Annotated in this window: 11 protein-coding genes and 3 tRNA genes; 5 read left to right on the forward strand and 9 right to left on the reverse strand. The window is 60.6% G+C overall.

What is annotated here, in order from left to right; all coding sequences use genetic code 11:
* A partial coding sequence (locus Q0I19_RS08510) for a phosphoenolpyruvate carboxykinase (ATP) (protein ID WP_296023598.1) occupies positions 1-772 on the reverse strand: 772 nt, incomplete at its 3' end.
* 729 nt (positions 773-1,501) lie between these two features.
* Between Q0I19_RS08510 and Q0I19_RS08515 the strand changes: the two genes are divergently transcribed.
* The 3 genes from Q0I19_RS08515 to hisH are packed head-to-tail and all read left to right on the forward strand — an operon-like array spanning position 1,502 to position 4,334.
* Entirely contained in the window at positions 1,502-2,875 is a 1,374-nt protein-coding gene (locus Q0I19_RS08515; RefSeq protein ID WP_294761764.1) for an N-acetyl sugar amidotransferase, read from the forward strand.
* Positions 2,876-2,931: 56 nt separating this feature from the next.
* On the forward strand, positions 2,932-3,696 hold the full coding sequence (locus Q0I19_RS08520) for an imidazole glycerol phosphate synthase cyclase subunit (RefSeq protein ID WP_366012671.1): 765 nt from the start codon (positions 2,932-2,934) through the stop codon (positions 3,694-3,696).
* Positions 3,693-4,334, forward strand: a complete 642-nt coding sequence (gene hisH / locus Q0I19_RS08525; protein ID WP_294761766.1) for an imidazole glycerol phosphate synthase subunit HisH — start codon at positions 3,693-3,695, stop codon at positions 4,332-4,334. Before Q0I19_RS08520 ends, hisH begins: the two co-directional genes overlap by 4 nt.
* A 639-nt stretch (positions 4,335-4,973) precedes the next feature.
* Here the strand turns inward: hisH and Q0I19_RS08530 are convergent.
* The 4 genes from Q0I19_RS08530 to Q0I19_RS08545 all read right to left on the reverse strand — a co-directional run bounded on the left by Q0I19_RS08530 (position 4,974) and on the right by Q0I19_RS08545 (position 6,512).
* A tRNA-Gln gene (locus tag Q0I19_RS08530) sits at positions 4,974-5,048 on the reverse strand.
* Between the two features lie 47 nt (positions 5,049-5,095).
* Positions 5,096-5,172, reverse strand: a tRNA-His gene (locus Q0I19_RS08535).
* Positions 5,173-5,178: 6 nt separating this feature from the next.
* Positions 5,179-5,252 (reverse strand) — tRNA-Arg (locus tag Q0I19_RS08540).
* A 93-nt stretch (positions 5,253-5,345) separates the two neighbouring features.
* Positions 5,346-6,512 (reverse strand): helix-turn-helix transcriptional regulator, encoded by a 1,167-nt coding sequence (locus tag Q0I19_RS08545; RefSeq protein WP_294760986.1) that lies wholly within the window; start codon positions 6,510-6,512, stop codon positions 5,346-5,348.
* Between the two features lie 111 nt (positions 6,513-6,623).
* Here Q0I19_RS08545 and Q0I19_RS08550 point away from each other — a divergent pair, with 111 nt between their 5' ends.
* Entirely contained in the window at positions 6,624-8,093 is a 1,470-nt protein-coding gene (locus Q0I19_RS08550) for a UDP-N-acetylmuramoyl-L-alanyl-D-glutamate--2,6-diaminopimelate ligase (RefSeq protein ID WP_294760984.1), read from the forward strand.
* Positions 8,094-8,676: 583 nt separating this feature from the next.
* Here the strand turns inward: Q0I19_RS08550 and Q0I19_RS08555 are convergent.
* Both Q0I19_RS08555 and ybaK read right to left on the reverse strand, forming a co-directional pair.
* Positions 8,677-9,393 carry a pseudouridine synthase gene (locus tag Q0I19_RS08555; RefSeq protein ID WP_294760983.1) on the reverse strand — a complete coding sequence of 239 codons (717 nt, stop codon included), beginning with the start codon at positions 9,391-9,393 and terminating at the stop codon, positions 8,677-8,679.
* Positions 9,390-9,884 carry a Cys-tRNA(Pro) deacylase gene (gene ybaK, locus Q0I19_RS08560; RefSeq protein WP_294760982.1) on the reverse strand — a complete coding sequence of 165 codons (495 nt, stop codon included), beginning with the start codon at positions 9,882-9,884 and terminating at the stop codon, positions 9,390-9,392. The genes Q0I19_RS08555 and ybaK overlap by 4 nt, the downstream gene beginning before the upstream one ends.
* 129 nt (positions 9,885-10,013) lie before the next feature.
* Here ybaK and aroF point away from each other — a divergent pair, with 129 nt between their 5' ends.
* A complete protein-coding gene (aroF, locus tag Q0I19_RS08565) occupies positions 10,014-11,033 on the forward strand; it encodes a 3-deoxy-7-phosphoheptulonate synthase (protein WP_294760981.1) in 1,020 nt (339 codons plus the stop codon).
* A 286-nt stretch (positions 11,034-11,319) separates the two neighbouring features.
* On the opposite strand, the gene tsaD is transcribed toward aroF, so the two are convergent.
* Both tsaD and Q0I19_RS08575 read right to left on the reverse strand, forming a co-directional pair.
* On the reverse strand, positions 11,320-12,327 hold the full coding sequence (tsaD, locus tag Q0I19_RS08570; RefSeq protein WP_294760979.1) for a tRNA (adenosine(37)-N6)-threonylcarbamoyltransferase complex transferase subunit TsaD: 1,008 nt from the start codon (positions 12,325-12,327) through the stop codon (positions 11,320-11,322).
* Between the two features lie 44 nt (positions 12,328-12,371).
* Entirely contained in the window at positions 12,372-14,876 is a 2,505-nt protein-coding gene (locus tag Q0I19_RS08575; protein WP_294760976.1) for a DNA polymerase I, read from the reverse strand.
* Between the last annotated feature and the right edge of the window lie 87 nt (positions 14,877-14,963).

Here is a 14,963-nt window from a genome sequence, read left to right on the forward strand (position 1 = left end):
GACGCTTGGGGTCGGTGGACAGGGTGGTCTTGCCGGTGCCGGACAGGCCGAAGAAGATGGCGGTGTTCTCGCCGTTCATGTCGGCGTTGGCAGAGCAGTGCATGGAAGCAATGCCCTTCAGGGGCAGGTAGTAGTTCATCATGGAGAACATGCCCTTCTTCATCTCGCCGCCGTACCAGGTGTTGATGATGACCTGCTCACGGCTGGTGATGTTGAAGGCAACGCAGGTCTCAGAGTTGAGGCCCAGCTCCTCGTAGTTCTCAACCTTGGCCTTGGAAGCGTTGTAAACAACGAAATCAGGCTCAAAGTTTTCCAGTTCCTCAGCGGTGGGCTTGATGAACATGTTGGTGACAAAGTGTGCCTGCCAGGCCACTTCCACGATGAAGCGGATGGCCATGCGGGTGTCCTTGTTGGCGCCGCAGAAGGCATCGACAACGAACAGGCGCTTGTTGCACAGCTCCTTCTTGGCGATGTCCTTGACAACAGCCCAAGTGGACTCGGTCATGGGGTGGTTGTCGTTCTTGTACTCGTCGGAAGTCCACCACACGGTGTCCTTGGAGTTCTCGTCCATGACGATGTACTTATCCTTGGGGGAACGGCCGGTGTAAACGCCGGTCATAACGTCGACGGCGCCCAGCTCGCTGACCTTGCCGACTTCGTAGCCGGTCAGATCAGCCTTGGTCTCCTCCGCGAACAGAACATCGTAGGAGGGGTTATGCACGATTTCGGTCGTGCCGGTGATGCCATACTTGGTTAAATCGAGATTTGCCATGTTACACATACCTCTTTCTCTATACTTTGGGGTTGAGATACCTCGGAAATAAAAGATTTCCGCCTAATCTCCCATCCTGATTCATATTATACCGATATTCTCGGCAAAAGGCAATATGGAAACCTTTGAAAAATCTGTTAATTTTTTGACTTTTTCGGCAAACCCTGGGCAAAACGCCGTATTTGCGGGGTTTTTCGCGCGGGTCAGCGGCTCGCCCCGTCACAATGTGCCCGCACGGCGGGCAAGCCGACTTGTAGAAAAAGCCTGTTACCGGAAGATTTGTAGGGATGGGTCTATCTCCGCGCTAAGAGCCGCCGCTGTGCGGCGGTTGCGCTCCGAAACGCGCCTGCGGGCGCAGTGACCCATCCGCACATCTGGCCGCGCGCAGCGCATTAAATCGCGCCGAATGGCGCGCGGTTTTCTCGTTATGCCGTTCTTTTGGCAAGGCGGCACGGAACGGTCAAGACCGTTCCCTACAAACCAACCGTTAGGTTGCAAATGCTGCACAAGGTCAAAGAAGATTTATCGACAGTCTGATGTGCCCGCACGGCGGGCAAACCAACTCCTAACTCCTAACTCCCAACTCCTAATTCTATAAAATTCTTCTTCCCTCTTGCATTTCCCCCGTTTCCGTGCTATAATTACCGTAACGGCAAAGGCGCTGTTTGACAGGATTTCCCTGTCAGACAGCGCCTTTTTTGTTTTGCCGCGGATAGGAGTGCAGAAAATATGGAAAAGAATCCACGCTATATCGACATCGACTACGCCAAATACGCCCCCGACATCCCGGAGGATCAGCGCGAGGTCTACTACGGCCTGCCCCGCCATGTGCAGTTTTGCAAAGAGTGCGTCATGAGCAACCAGAAGCCCAACTCCTGCTATGAGTTCGAGCACACCGCCAAATCGCTGAAAAAGACGATGGTCATTCAGGACGACGGCGTCTGCGATGCCTGCCATGCCTGCCACAACAAGGCCAACGGCCACATCGACTGGGCGCTGCGCGAAAAAGAGCTGCGCGAGCTGTGCGACGAATACCGCAAGACCGACGGCAGCTACGACTGCCTTGTGCCCGGCTCCGGCGGCAAGGACAGCTTTTACGCCGCCCACCTGCTGAAATACAAGTACGGTATGCACCCGCTGACCGTGACGTGGGCACCCCACATCTACACGCCGTGGGGCTGGGATAACATGCAGGCGTGGATCCATGCCGGGTTCGACAACTACCTGTGCACGCCCAACGGCCAGACCCACCGCCTGCTGACCCGCCTTGCCACCGAAAACCTGTTCCACCCGTTCCAGCCGTTTATCCTGGGGCAAAAGCAGCTGGCGCCCAAGATGGCCGCCAAGTTCGGTATCCCGCTGGTGTTCTACGGCGAGAACGAGGCCGAGTTCGGCAACCCCATTGCCGACAACAACTCCGCCCTGCGCGACGAGCACTTTTTTGCCGTGAACGACTACGACCACATTTATCTGGGCGGCGTCAGCCTGCGCGAGCTGGAGGAGGACTACAAGGTGGACAAGGCCGACCTTGCCATCTACCTGCCGGGCGAAACCAGCAACCTGGAAAAGAACCACATTCAGGTGCGGTATCTGGGCTACTACGAAAAATGGCACCCGCAGGGCGCGTACTATTACAGCGTCGAGCACGGCGGTTTCCGCCCCGCGCCCGAGCGCACACAGGGCACCTACTCCAAGTACAATTCCATTGATGATAAGATCGACGATTTCTTCTACTACACGACCTACATCAAGTACGGCATCGGCCGCACGACCTACGACGCCGCGCAGGAGATCCGCAACGAGGAGATCACGCTGGACGAGGCCAAGGCGCTGTGCAAGAAGTTTGACGGCGAATACCCCGACCGCTTCGAGAAGGAGATTTTCCAGTATCTTTCGATCGACCGCAAGAATTTCCCGCAGGCGTCCCGCTGCTTTGAGCAGCCCAAGATGGACCGTGAGTACTTTATGCACCTGGCCGACCGCTTCCGCTCGCCGCATCTGTGGAAGTGGGAGGACGGCATGTGGAAACTGCGCCACACCCCCTACGAGGGCGACAGCGAGGTGCTGTGGGGCGACCCCAAGGGCACGCACCACGAGATGTAACGGCAGCACACCCACCACCCGCATCTTCAAACTTTTCAACAAAGGGGACCTGAATTGTGAAAAAACTCCGCCTGATCGCCCGGCTGGACGTCAAGGACGAAAACCTTGTCAAGGGCATCCAGCTTGAGGGGCTGCGCAAGCTCGGCAACCCCAACGATTTCGCCAAGCGCTACTATGAGCAGGGCATCGACGAGCTGCTGTACATCGACATCGTTGCCAGCCTGTACAACCGCAACAATTTAAGCGATATTGTGCGCAAAACCGTCGATGATGTGTTTATTCCCGTCTGCGTGGGCGGCGGCCTGCGCAGCGTCGAGGACGTGCGCGCCATTCTGGCGGCGGGCGCCGACAAGGTGGCCATCAACACGGCGGCCATCAAACGGCCCGCGCTCATCACCGAGGTGGCCGAGGCCTTCGGCAGCCAGTGCATGGTGCTGTCCATTCAGGCCAAGCGCAGCCGCACCTGGCCGGGACGGTGGGAGGCCTACTACGACAACGGACGCGCCCATTCCGGCTATGATGTTGTCGAGTGGGCCAAGCGCGGCGCGGCGTTGGGGGCGGGCGAAATTCTGCTTACCAGCGTCGATTGCGAGGGGCTGCAGGCCGGCATGGATCTGGAGCTGATCCGCGCCGTGACCGACGCCGTAAACATTCCCGTAATTTGCGGCGGCGGCGTAGGCTGCGGCGATGACATTGCCGATGCGGCCCACGCGGGGGCGGACGCCGTAGCCTGCGCGGCAGTCCTGCATTACAACAAAGAAACGGTCGCGGAATTGAAGGACGATCTCCGCGCCGAGGGTGTGGAGGTGCGCATAGTATGAAAGTGACCATCGTGGACTACGGCCTGTCCAACCTGTTAAGTGTGCAGCACGCCTTTGCGCATTTGGGTGCCGAAACGCTGACCACCGGCGACGCGCAGGACATTTTGCGCGCTGATGCGTTGGTTTTGCCGGGCGTTGGGGCATTTCGGGACGGCATGGCGGGGCTTGCCAAGCTCGGCCTTGTGGAGCCGCTGCGGCAAAAGGCGCAGGCGGGCACACCGCTTTTGGGCATTTGCCTGGGTATGCAGATGCTGTTTGACGAGTCCGAGGAATTCGGGCATTACGCAGGACTGGGGCTGATCCCTGGCCGCGTGGTGCGCCTGCCCGACACCGCCGCCGACGGCACACCGCAGCGCGTGCCGCATATCAACTGGGACCCGCTGCTGCCCGCCGGAGGACACACGGATTTTTCCGGCACACCGCTGGCGCTGCTGCACCCCGGCGAGGAGTGTTATTTTATCCATAGCTACGAGGCAAAACCCGCCGACGATGCCGACCGCCTTGCCGATACGCGCTACGGCGGCCGCGCGGTGTGCGCCGCCGCTATGCGCGGCAGCGTGCTGGGCTGCCAGTTCCACCCCGAAAAATCCGGTGACGTCGGCCTGCGCATCTTGCAGCAATTTTTGCAGATGCGGTAATGCGGAATCCCGTAAAAAATCTCATTCAACAGGCAAAGGATGTGTAGGGGCGGGGCATGCCCCGCCCGCGACATAACGATAACCACTATTTACCGGGTTATTTGTAGGGGCGGCATAAATGCCGCCCGTTGCAGCCGTCCCGGCAAATCGACCTAACGGGTAAACCGCACGAAAGGCTTCCCCCTTTGGGGGAAGCTGTCACCGCAGGTGACTGATGAGGGGGCAACTACCGGGCATCTCCCCCTCATCCGGCGCGTTCCGCGCCACCTTCCCCCCAAGGGGAAGGCTTTTCGGCGGGGTGACCTCACCCCGCCCTACGGGGCAATACAAATACACCGCGTGGTAGGGGCGGGGCACGCCCCGCCCGCGACTGTATTTTATAATGAATATAATGGGTTGGCTAGTAGGGGCGGCATATATGCCGCCCGTTGCAGCCATCCCGGCAAATCGACCTAACGGGTAAACTGCACGGGACGCATATATGCGTCCCCTACAAACCAGCCGAAAGTTCGCAACCGTCCCATTAGGCTTCTTTACAAAAAATGCCGCCCCACGGGCGGCATACCTTATCTCAACTCTAAACTCTGCACTCTGCAAAAAAGGACGCAGCTTCTTACGAAGCTGCGTCCTTTTTGCGTTTGGTTGGGCCGGCCGGATTTGAACCGACGGATGGAGGAGTCAAAGTCCTCTGCCTTACCGCTTGGCGACGGCCCAGTAAAAATAAAAAACCGTGCGGGTGCATTGCCTACACGGTTTTTTGGTGGGGTGCCTAGAGAGATTCGAACTCTCGGCCTCCAGAGCCACAATCTGGCGCGCTAACCAACTGCGCCATAGGCACCATACATGCGCCCGAAGGGACTCGAACCCCCGGCCCACTGCTTAGAAGGCAGTTGCTCTATCCGGCTGAGCTACGGGCGCAGATTCTTGCCCACAAAGGCATTTGCAAGGGATATTATAGCAATGCCGGGCGCATTTGTCAAGCGATTTTTCAACTTTTTTCAAATTTGTTTTTTAATCCCGATACAGCGGCACATCGCGCGTCCACTCGTTGCCGTTCGCATCGCGCACGCACAGCGTGTAATGCGCCCCGCCGCCCAAGTATGTCCAGCCCTCGGCGCTGTCCTCATTATAAAAGGTACCGTTCCACTCGGTATAGACTGTCACGCTGCTGTCGGGCGCCGTGCCGCTCTCGCTTTGCAGCGCTGCCACGGCGGTGGGTTCGTCCGCGCCGTCCTGCCAAAGCTGCGCCTCCACCGCATCGATCTGCATCCAGCCGGGCGCACAGACCTCCAGCGTAATCGGGTAGACCGCCAGCGTCAGGCGCTGTTCGCCGTTGACGGTTTCGACGCGGTAGAGGTCAGATGTGCCGTAGGTTTGCACCATCAGAATTTCCGGCTCGACGCAGTCCCTTGTAAAATGCACGGTGTCCAGATTTTCATTCACCGTCGTGCCGTCGGGGTTTGTCCACTGCACCGAAAGTGCATAATCCTGCCCCAGCGCAAACACCAACTCCTGCGCCGTGTACACACCGTCCTGCCCGCGCTGCATCGCGTACAGCGCGGTGTCGTTTCCTGTGGTCACGCACAGCGTCACGGCAGCGCCCTGCTGCTCGGTGCGGGGCTTCACAAAAACCTCCACCGGCATTGTGCCGTCGTCCTGCAGGCTTGCCAGCGGGTGCCAGTCCCAGTCCAGCACGGTGCTTTCGCCCTGGCGCACGGCATTTTGCAGCTCCTGCATACGGGCGCTCAGGTCGCTGTTGGTGCGGCTGAGTTCACTGCTCAAATATCCATATTGCCCCGCCAGACCGTCCAGCCGCGTCTGCAGCCGCGCTGCCATACAGCCGCCCACCGCCAGCAGCACCGCCGCAGCGGCAGCCGCAGCCAGCCACGCGCCACGGCGGCGTCGGCGTGCCTCGGCATCGCGGGCATCCAGCAGGTCGCGCAGGGCGTTCAGCGTAACAGCGGGCGCGGCGGTATCGGGTGCGGCACTGCCCAGCAGCGCGTCCACGCTGACGCCCAGCTCCTTGGCGAGTGCCTGCAGATTGTCCACGCCGGGCAGGGCGGTGTCCTTCTCCCACTTGCCCAGCGCCTGACGGCTGACACCGATTTTTTCTGCCAGCACCTCCTGGCTGATGCCCTTGGCCTTGCGTGCCGTCTGGATGTTCTGTCCGAGTGTCATAGGGGTTCCTCCGTTCTTGTTTGTGACATTATTTTAGCACAGACAGCGGTAAAATACCAGCAAGGCGGCTTGGCAAAAGGGCAACCGCCGGTTACAGAGGGAGGGTCTACCATGCTTTTGCGGCAATTACTCCACGGGCTGGAGCGTATCTCGGTGCGGGGCAGCACCGAGGCGGACGTGCTTTGCATCTGCTGCGATTCGCGGGCGGTCACGGCGGGGGCGCTGTTTGTCTGCCTGCCGGGGCAGCATCGGGACGGTGCGGACTTTGCACCCCAGGCGGTGGCGCAGGGCGCTGTGGCCGTGGTGTGCGAACGCCCGCTGCACCTGCCGCCGGAGGTCGCGGTCATACGGGTGGCCAACGCCCGCCGTGCGATGGCGTGGCTTTCGGTGCGGCTGTACGGCGAACCCGCCCGCCGCATGACGATGATCGGCATCACGGGCACCAAGGGCAAGACGGTCACGGCGCACCTGCTGGCGGCCGTGCTGACCGCCGCCGGGCGGCGCGTGGGGCTGCTGGGCACCAACGGCGTTTTTTGGCCCGGACACCGCCATGATTTAGCCCACACCACCCCCGAAAGCTGCGACCTGCAGCGGCTTTTGCACCAAATGGCGCAGGACGGCTGCGACACCTGCGTGATGGAGGTTTCGAGCTTAGGGCTAAAAATGGAACGTGTCACCGGCATTTATTTTGACATCGGCATCTTTACCAACTTAACGCCCGACCATATTTCACCCGAGGAACACGCCAGCTTTGCCGAGTACCGCGCCTGGAAAAGCGTGCTGTTCCGCCGCTGCGCGACCGGCATTGTGAACGCCGATGACCCCCACTGCGAGGAAATTCTGGCCAACCACAGCTGCAAGGTGGTGCGGTACGGCATCACCCGCGAGGCCGATTGGCGCGCCCTGCCGCCGTTTCGGCTGCTGCGCCTGCCGGATGCTTTGGGCGTAGCCTTTTACGCCGCCGCGCCCGACGGCACCGCCCGCGAATATACCGTACACATGCCCGGGCGTTTCAGCGTATACAACGCCTTGGCGGCGCTGGCCGCCGCCGATGTGCTGCACCTGCCCGACGGTGCGGCTGCGGCAGGGCTGCAAACCGCCGCCGTGCGCGGGCGGTGCGAGGTGCTGCCCCTGCACGCGCCCTACACCGTGGTGCTGGACTACGCCCACAACGCCGCGTCCGCCGCCGGGCTGCTGACCACACTGCGCGGGTACGCCCCCAAGCGGCTGGTGGCGGTGTTCGGCTGCGGGGGGCAGCGCAGCAAGCTACGGCGGTTCGGCATGGGCGAGGTGTGCGCCAAGTTGGCGGACCTTTGCATTTTGACCGAGGATAATTCCCGCGATGAGCCGTTGGAAAGTATCCTTGCCGACATCAAGGCGGGGCTGCGCAAGGGCAACCCCGACACGCCGTTTCTGGAAATCCCCGACCGACGCGCGGCGCTGTACTACGCGCTGGACCACGCCCGGGCGGGGGATATGATCGCGGTGCTGGGCAAGGGCCACGAAACATTTTTGGAGCGCGCCGGGGAACGTTTGCCGTTTGATGAAAGGGAAATCATACTGAAAAAATTATCAGGATAATTTTTTCAGAAATAATAAAGAATAAATAAGAAATAAGAAAGAATGTGTGCCCGCCGCACGGGCACATTTCAAAAAAGTCATACAGACGCCGTTTTTGTCGTAGATTGGCACGGTTTGTCAACCTCAGCACCGCCACCCCGGAAAACCGCAGCATCGTTAAAATCGTGTCCGCACGGCGGACACACCATATTTATTATCTATTATTTCTTATTTATTATTTAATAAAACGTGCTGCCTTGCCAAAAGCACAACGTAACGAGAAAACCGCGCGCCATTCGGCGCGATTTTATGCGCTGCGCGCGGCCAGATGTGCGGATGGGTCAAGACCCATCCCTACAAATATCCCGGAAACGGACTTTTTCTACAAGCTGGTGTGCCCGCCGTGCGGGCACATTTTAAAAAAGCGTACAACCGCCGTTTTTCTGCTGCAAGTTGGCGCGGTTTGTCAATCTCAGCACCGCCATCCCGGAAAAACGCAGCATCGTTAAAATCGTGTCCGCACGGCGGACACACCACATTTATTATTTCTTATTTCTTATCTATTATTTAAAAAACCGTGCCGCCCCTTCCGGGCGGCACGCCGTCATTCTATCCTGTTTTTCAACCGCTCCACTTCCGCGTCCGTCAGCTCCCGCCATTCGCCGGGAGCCAGCGCAGCATCCAAAGCCACACCGCCGATGCTCTCGCGGTGCAGGGTGTTGACCCCCGCGTTGTATACGCCGAACATCCGCTTGATCTGGTGGTACACCCCCTGCCGCAGCGTCACCCGCACGGTGCAGGGGTCGTCCCCCGCCGGGTCGGCGGCGGCGGGTGCCAGCGTCTGCCCGTCCGCCAGGGTCACGCCCGCCGCAAAGCCGCGGCGCATTTCCTCGGTCAAAGGGGTATCCAGCGTGACAAGGTACTGCTTTTCCACATGGTGGGCGGGTGCCAAAATATCGTGCGCCAGGGCGCCGTCGTCCGTCAGCAGCACAAAGCCTGTGCTGGTTTTGTCCAGCCGCCCCGCCGGGAACAGCTCCCGCCGGGGAAAGCTGCCCGCCACCAGATCGACCACCGTCGTATCCTTTTTGTCGCGGCTGGCGCTGACGACCCCTGCGGGCTTATACAACATAACATAGACGTTTTTTTGGTAGCTGCCCGCCAGCGGCACACCGTCCACGGCCAGGGCGGCGGTTTCCGCTACGGCGGCGTCCGCCTTGCGCACGACCGCGCCGTCCACCATGATGCGCCCCTTGGTGATGGCCTTGCGGCTTTCGCTGCGGGGCATGCCGCTGCGCTCGGCCAGGTATTTGTCCAGTCTCATTCTGCGTGCTCCTGCGTGATGGCGGCGGTCTTGCCGCGCACGGCGGCGATCAGCTGCTGCGGTGCGCACTCGATCTGCGTGCCGATGCGCCCGCCGCTGACCAAAATGGTGTCCTGCGTCAGGCAGCTTTCGTCAAAAACCGTCAGGTACTGCTTTTTCATGCCCACGGGGCTGCAGCCGCCGCGTATATACCCCGTGACCTTGTTGATGTCGGCCACATGGATCATCGCCACGCTCTTGACGCCTGCTGCCTTAGCAGCCTTTTTCAGATCCAGTTCCGCCAGAACGGGCACCACAAACACATAATAGTTGCGGTCGGCGCCCTGCGTGACCAGTGTCTTGAACACCCGCGCAGGGTCCTGCCCGGTCAGACGCGCCACGTTGGCGCCGTCCACCGCCTGCCCCTCCTCGTGGGGGTATTCGTGGGCGGTGTACGGAATTTTTGCGCGCTCCAACATGCGCATTGCGTTGGTTTTTGCTTCCTTTGCCATAATCGTTCCCCTCTTTTGTGCAAATTCGCCTTTATTATACTTCCATAAGGGAAATTTTACAAGAGGGCTTGACTTTATCGCTTTACAGTGTTAAACTGTGTGTACTACAGAAACAGGAGCGTCTAAACGATGATTGTTGTATTAAAACCCCACGCCCCCGCCGAGCAGGTCGCGGGCTTTTGCCAAGAGCTGGAAAGCATGGGCTTCCAGATCAATGATTCCGTCGGCAGCGATACCCACATTCTGGGCCTGATCGGTGACACCAAGGCCTTGTCCGAAAGCTGGGTGCTGGCCAACCCCGTGGTCGAGACCTGCCGCCGCGTCAGCGAGCCGTACAAGAAGGCCAACCGCAAATTCCACCCCGACGACACCGTGGTGGACGTGGCGGGGCATAAGATCGGCGGCGGACATTTTGTGGTGATGTCGGGTCCGTGCAGCGTTGAAAGCCGCGAACAGATCACCTATGTGGCGCAGCGGGTGCAGGCTGCCGGTGCCAGCATTTTGCGCGGCGGGGCGTTCAAGCCGCGCACCAGCCCGTACAGCTTTCAAGGCTTGCGCGCCGAAGGGCTGGAGATGCTGCAGCACGCCCGCACGGTGACCGGGCAGCCCATCGTGACCGAGCTGATGAGCGCCGAGCATATCCCTCTGTTTGAGGAAGCGGGCGTGGATATGATCCAGATCGGCGCGCGCAACATGCAGAACTTTGAGCTGCTGAAGGCGGTGGGCAAATTGCAGACGCCGGTTTTGCTCAAGCGCGGGCTGTCCGCCACGCTGGAGGAGCTGGTGATGAGCGCCGAATACATTATGGCCGAGGGCAACCCCAACGTCGTTTTGTGCGAGCGCGGCATCCGCACGTTTGAAACCAGTATGCGCAATACGCTGGACATTTCCGCCGTACCTATGCTGAAAAAGATGACACATCTGCCGGTCGTGATCGACCCCAGCCACGCCGCGGGCATCGCGTTTATGGTGCCCGCCCTGGCCAAGGCAGCCGTGGCAGTGGGCGCGGACGGCCTGATGATCGAAACGCACAACGACCCCGCCAAGGCCAAAAGCGACGGCGCGCAGAGCCTGACCCCCGACCAGTTCGACTCGCTGATGGCGACCATCCGCCCCGAGCTGGAGTTTTTCGGAATGCAGCTGAATTAAAAGGCAGGCACCGCTGTAGGGGCGGTCATTGACCGCCCGTGCAGCCATCCCGGCAGCGCAACCTAACGGGGAAACCGCGTGTATGGCTTCCCCCTCTGGGGGAAGCTGTCACCGCAGGTGACTGATGAGGGGCAAGTCTGCGGGAACCTCTCCCCTCATCCGGCGCGTTCCGCGCCACCTTCTCCCCCAAGGGAGAAGGCTTTTCCACCGTCACCCCGCCCTACATCGTGCCATAACCAAACCGCCGCCCCGTTCGGGGCGGCGGTTTTTTCGTTTTATCGTCGTTTTATCGGTAATCGATCGGCAAAGTCGGCAGGCCGTTCAGCGTCCAATCGGCCAAATTGCCGTCCCGATACTCATAGTACCCCTGCGCGGCGATCATTGCGCCGTTGTCGCCGCAGTATTTCAGCTCCGGCAAAAACACGCGGCAGCCCAGCTTTTGCGCGCCGTCGTTGACAAGCTGGCGCAGACGTCCGTTGGCGGCCACGCCACCCGCCAGGCAGATGGTTTTGGCCCCCGTGTCGGCGGCAGCGGCCAGCAGCTTTTTGGCCAAAATCTGGTCGATGCGCTCCTGAAAGCTGGCGGCCATATCGGCCACATTCACGGTATCGCCCTTTTGCTCGGCGTTGTGTACCTCGTTGATGACGGCGGTTTTCAGCCCGCTGAAACTGACGTTGTACTTGCCCTCCACATGCGGCACGGGCAGCTTGTACGCCTTGGGGTCGCCGCCGCGCGCGGCAGCCGCCACGCTGGGGCCGCCGGGGTACGGCAGCCCCAAGGTGCGGGCGACCTTATCGTAGGCTTCGCCGGCGGCATCGTCCACCGTGCGCCCCAAAATTTTGTAGCGGCACCAATCCTCCACCATCACAATGTGGCTATGCCCGCCGCTGGCCACCAGGCACAAAAACGGCGGCTTTAATTCAGGGTGGGTCAGGTAGTTGGCGGCAATGTGCCCGCGCAGGTGATGCACCGGCACCAGCGGCTTGCCGGCGGCGTAAGCCAGCCCCTTGGCGTAGTTGACGCCCACCAGCACCGCGCCGATCAGCCCCGGCGCAAAGGTCACGGCCACCGCGCCGATGTCCTGCATGGTCAGCCCCGCGTCCGCCAGCGCCTTGTCCACGGTGGCGCTGATATACTCGGCATGGCGGCGGCTGGCAATTTCCGGCACAACGCCGCCGTACAGCGCCTGTTCCTTGACGCTGGTGGCGATCACGTTGGAAACGACCCTGCGGCCGTCCTCCACCACCGCGGCGGCGGTTTCGTCGCAGGTGGATTCAATTCCTAAAACATACATACACTTTCACCATTTTTCGCTTTGCTTCGTTATTTTTACAACGTTCAATGCGCCTGCAGCCATGTTTTGCCCACGCCCACCTCGGTGGTCAGGGGCACGCTGTAATGCACCACGTTTTCCATTTCCTGCTGCAAGATCTGCTTGACGCGCTCGGTCTCGGCCTCCGGTGCTTCCACGATCAGCTCGTCGTGCACCTGCAGCAGCAGCCGCGCCTGCAATTTTTCGTCGCGCAGACGCTGCCAGACGTGTACCATCGCCAGCTTGATAATGTCCGCTGCCGTGCCCTGAATGGGCGTGTTGCGGGCCATGCGCTCGCCCCCCGCGCGCACCTGGAAGTTGCTGCTGGCCAGCTCCGGCAAAGCGCGGCGGCGGTTAAACAGCGTAGCAACGTAGCCTTTTTCCTTGGCGTCGGCAATGCAGCTTTGCATGTAGCCGTCCACCTTGGGGAAGGTGTCCAGATAGGTTTTCAAAAAGGCGTCCGCCTCCTTGACCGAGATGCCCAGATCCTTGCTGAGCGAATACGCGCCCTTGCCGTACATAATGCCGAAGTTGATCGCCTTGCTGGCGCTGCGCAGCTGGGGTGTGACCTCGCTCTCGGGGATGTGGTAAATTTTGGCAGCGGTGGAACGGTGGATATCTGCGCCGTTCAAAAACGCCTGCTGCATATGCTCGTCCCCCGTGATGTGCGCCAAAATGCGCAGCTCGATCTGGGAGTAGTCGGCGTCCACCAACGTGCAGCCGGGCGCTGCCACAAAATACCCGCGCAGGCGGCTGCCCAGCTCGGTGCGAATGGGGATGTTCTGCAGGTTCGGCTCGCTGGAGGAAATGCGCCCGGTGCGCGCCTCGGTCTGGATAAAGGTCGAGTGTACGCGCCCGTCCTCGGCCTTGGCCGCCAGCAGCCCGTCCACATAGGTGGAGAGCAATTTTGCGTAGGTGCGATATTTTAAGATGTCATCAATGACCGGGCTGTAGGGGCGCAGGCTTTCCAGCGTTTCGGCATCGGTCGAATAGCCGCGCTGCGTCTTTTTGCGCGGGGGCAGCCCCATCTTGTCAAACAGCGCGTCGCCCAGCTGCTTGGGGCTGTTTACGTTGAACGGATAGCCAACTTCTGTATAAATTTTTTGCAGAATACCGTCCAGTTCGCCGCGCAGGCTGTCGCCAAACTGCGCAATGCCGTCGGCGTCAATGGCAAAGCCGATGCGCTCCATATCCGCCAGCACCCGCGCCAGCGGCAGTTCCATCTCGGTCAGCAGCTTGTCCTGCCCGTCGGCTTTCAGCTCGTCCCGCAGCTTGTCCAGCAGCGGGCAAAGCACCCCGGCATCGGGCGCGGCAGTGCAGGAAAACTGCGGTGCTATGCCGTATTCTGCCGCCAATTCCTTGACGGCATACCCGCTGGCAGAGGGGTTCAGCAGGTAGGCTGCCAGCTTGCCGTCAAAGCTCACGGCGCGTCCCTCGCCGCCGTTTTCCAGCGCCAGGCGGAACAGGGGCTTGGCGTCAAAGACGCGCAGCTCGCAGCCGCTGTCCAGCAAAGCGGGCAGGCGGTCGGCTTCGGGCAGAAAAACCTCGCCGTTTTGCACGGCGTACCAGCTGCCGTCGGCGTTCTGGGCAAGGTACAGCACCCCCTCCACCAGGAACGGCAGCGGCGAAGGCTCAATCTCCTCCACAGGCGCGGCGGCAGCGGCGGGGGCGGAGGTGTCCAGCTGCCAGCGCTGGGTCAGCTTGTGCATTTCCAGTTCTGCCAAAAGCTGGGCGGCTGCCGCCGCATCGCCCGCCCCGCGCCGATAGGCTTCGGGGTTCTTTTCAATGGGCGCATCGGTGCGGATGGTGCCCAGCATATAGGAAAGCTCGGCCTTGTCGCGGTTGTCGCCCAGCTTGGCGCGCTGCCCCGGCTTGATGGCCTTATCTTCCAGATTGTCATAGACATTTTGCAGGCTGCCGAACTTAGAAATCAACGCTAAGGCGGTCTTTTCCCCGATGCCGGGCACACCGGGGATATTGTCGGAGCTGTCGCCCATCAGGCTTTTTACGTCGATGAGCTGCTTGGGTTCCACGCCGTATTTTTCGCGGATGGCCGCGGGGTCCATGGGAACTGTCTCCTTGTTGGTGGCAAGCAGCACGGTGGTGGCATCGTCCACCAATTGCAGGCTGTCGCGGTCGCCCGTGGCCAGCAGCGTCGTGCCGCCCTGCGCCTCGCACGCGGCGGCCAGCGTGCCCAGAATGTCGTCCGCCTCCCAGCCCTCACAGCTGACCTGCACAAAGCCGAGGTCGGTCAGCAGCTGTTTTAACACGGGCATCTGCTGGGCCAGCTCGTCGGGCATACCGTGGCGGGTCGCCTTGTAGCCGTCGTAAGCCTTGTGGCGAAAGGTCGGCGCGCGCATGTCCCACGCGATGGCCACGGCGTCCGGTTTGTGCGCCGCCAGCAGGTTCAGCAAAATATTTTGAAAACCAAATATGGCGTTGGTGTAGCGGCCATCCTTGGTGGTCAGCAGCTTTATGCCGAAAAACGCGCGGTTGACCAGGCTGTTGCCGTCCAGTACCATAAGTTTCATAGCGTACTCCTTACAATCACAATATATAAAATAAGTATACCACAAACGGCGGATTTGTGGTAGAATAAAGTGGTATTTTTTATAGCA

Origin of the sequence: uncultured Gemmiger sp., from assembly GCF_934561205.1 — a bacterium.
Taxonomy (GTDB): domain Bacteria; phylum Bacillota; class Clostridia; order Oscillospirales; family Ruminococcaceae; genus Gemmiger.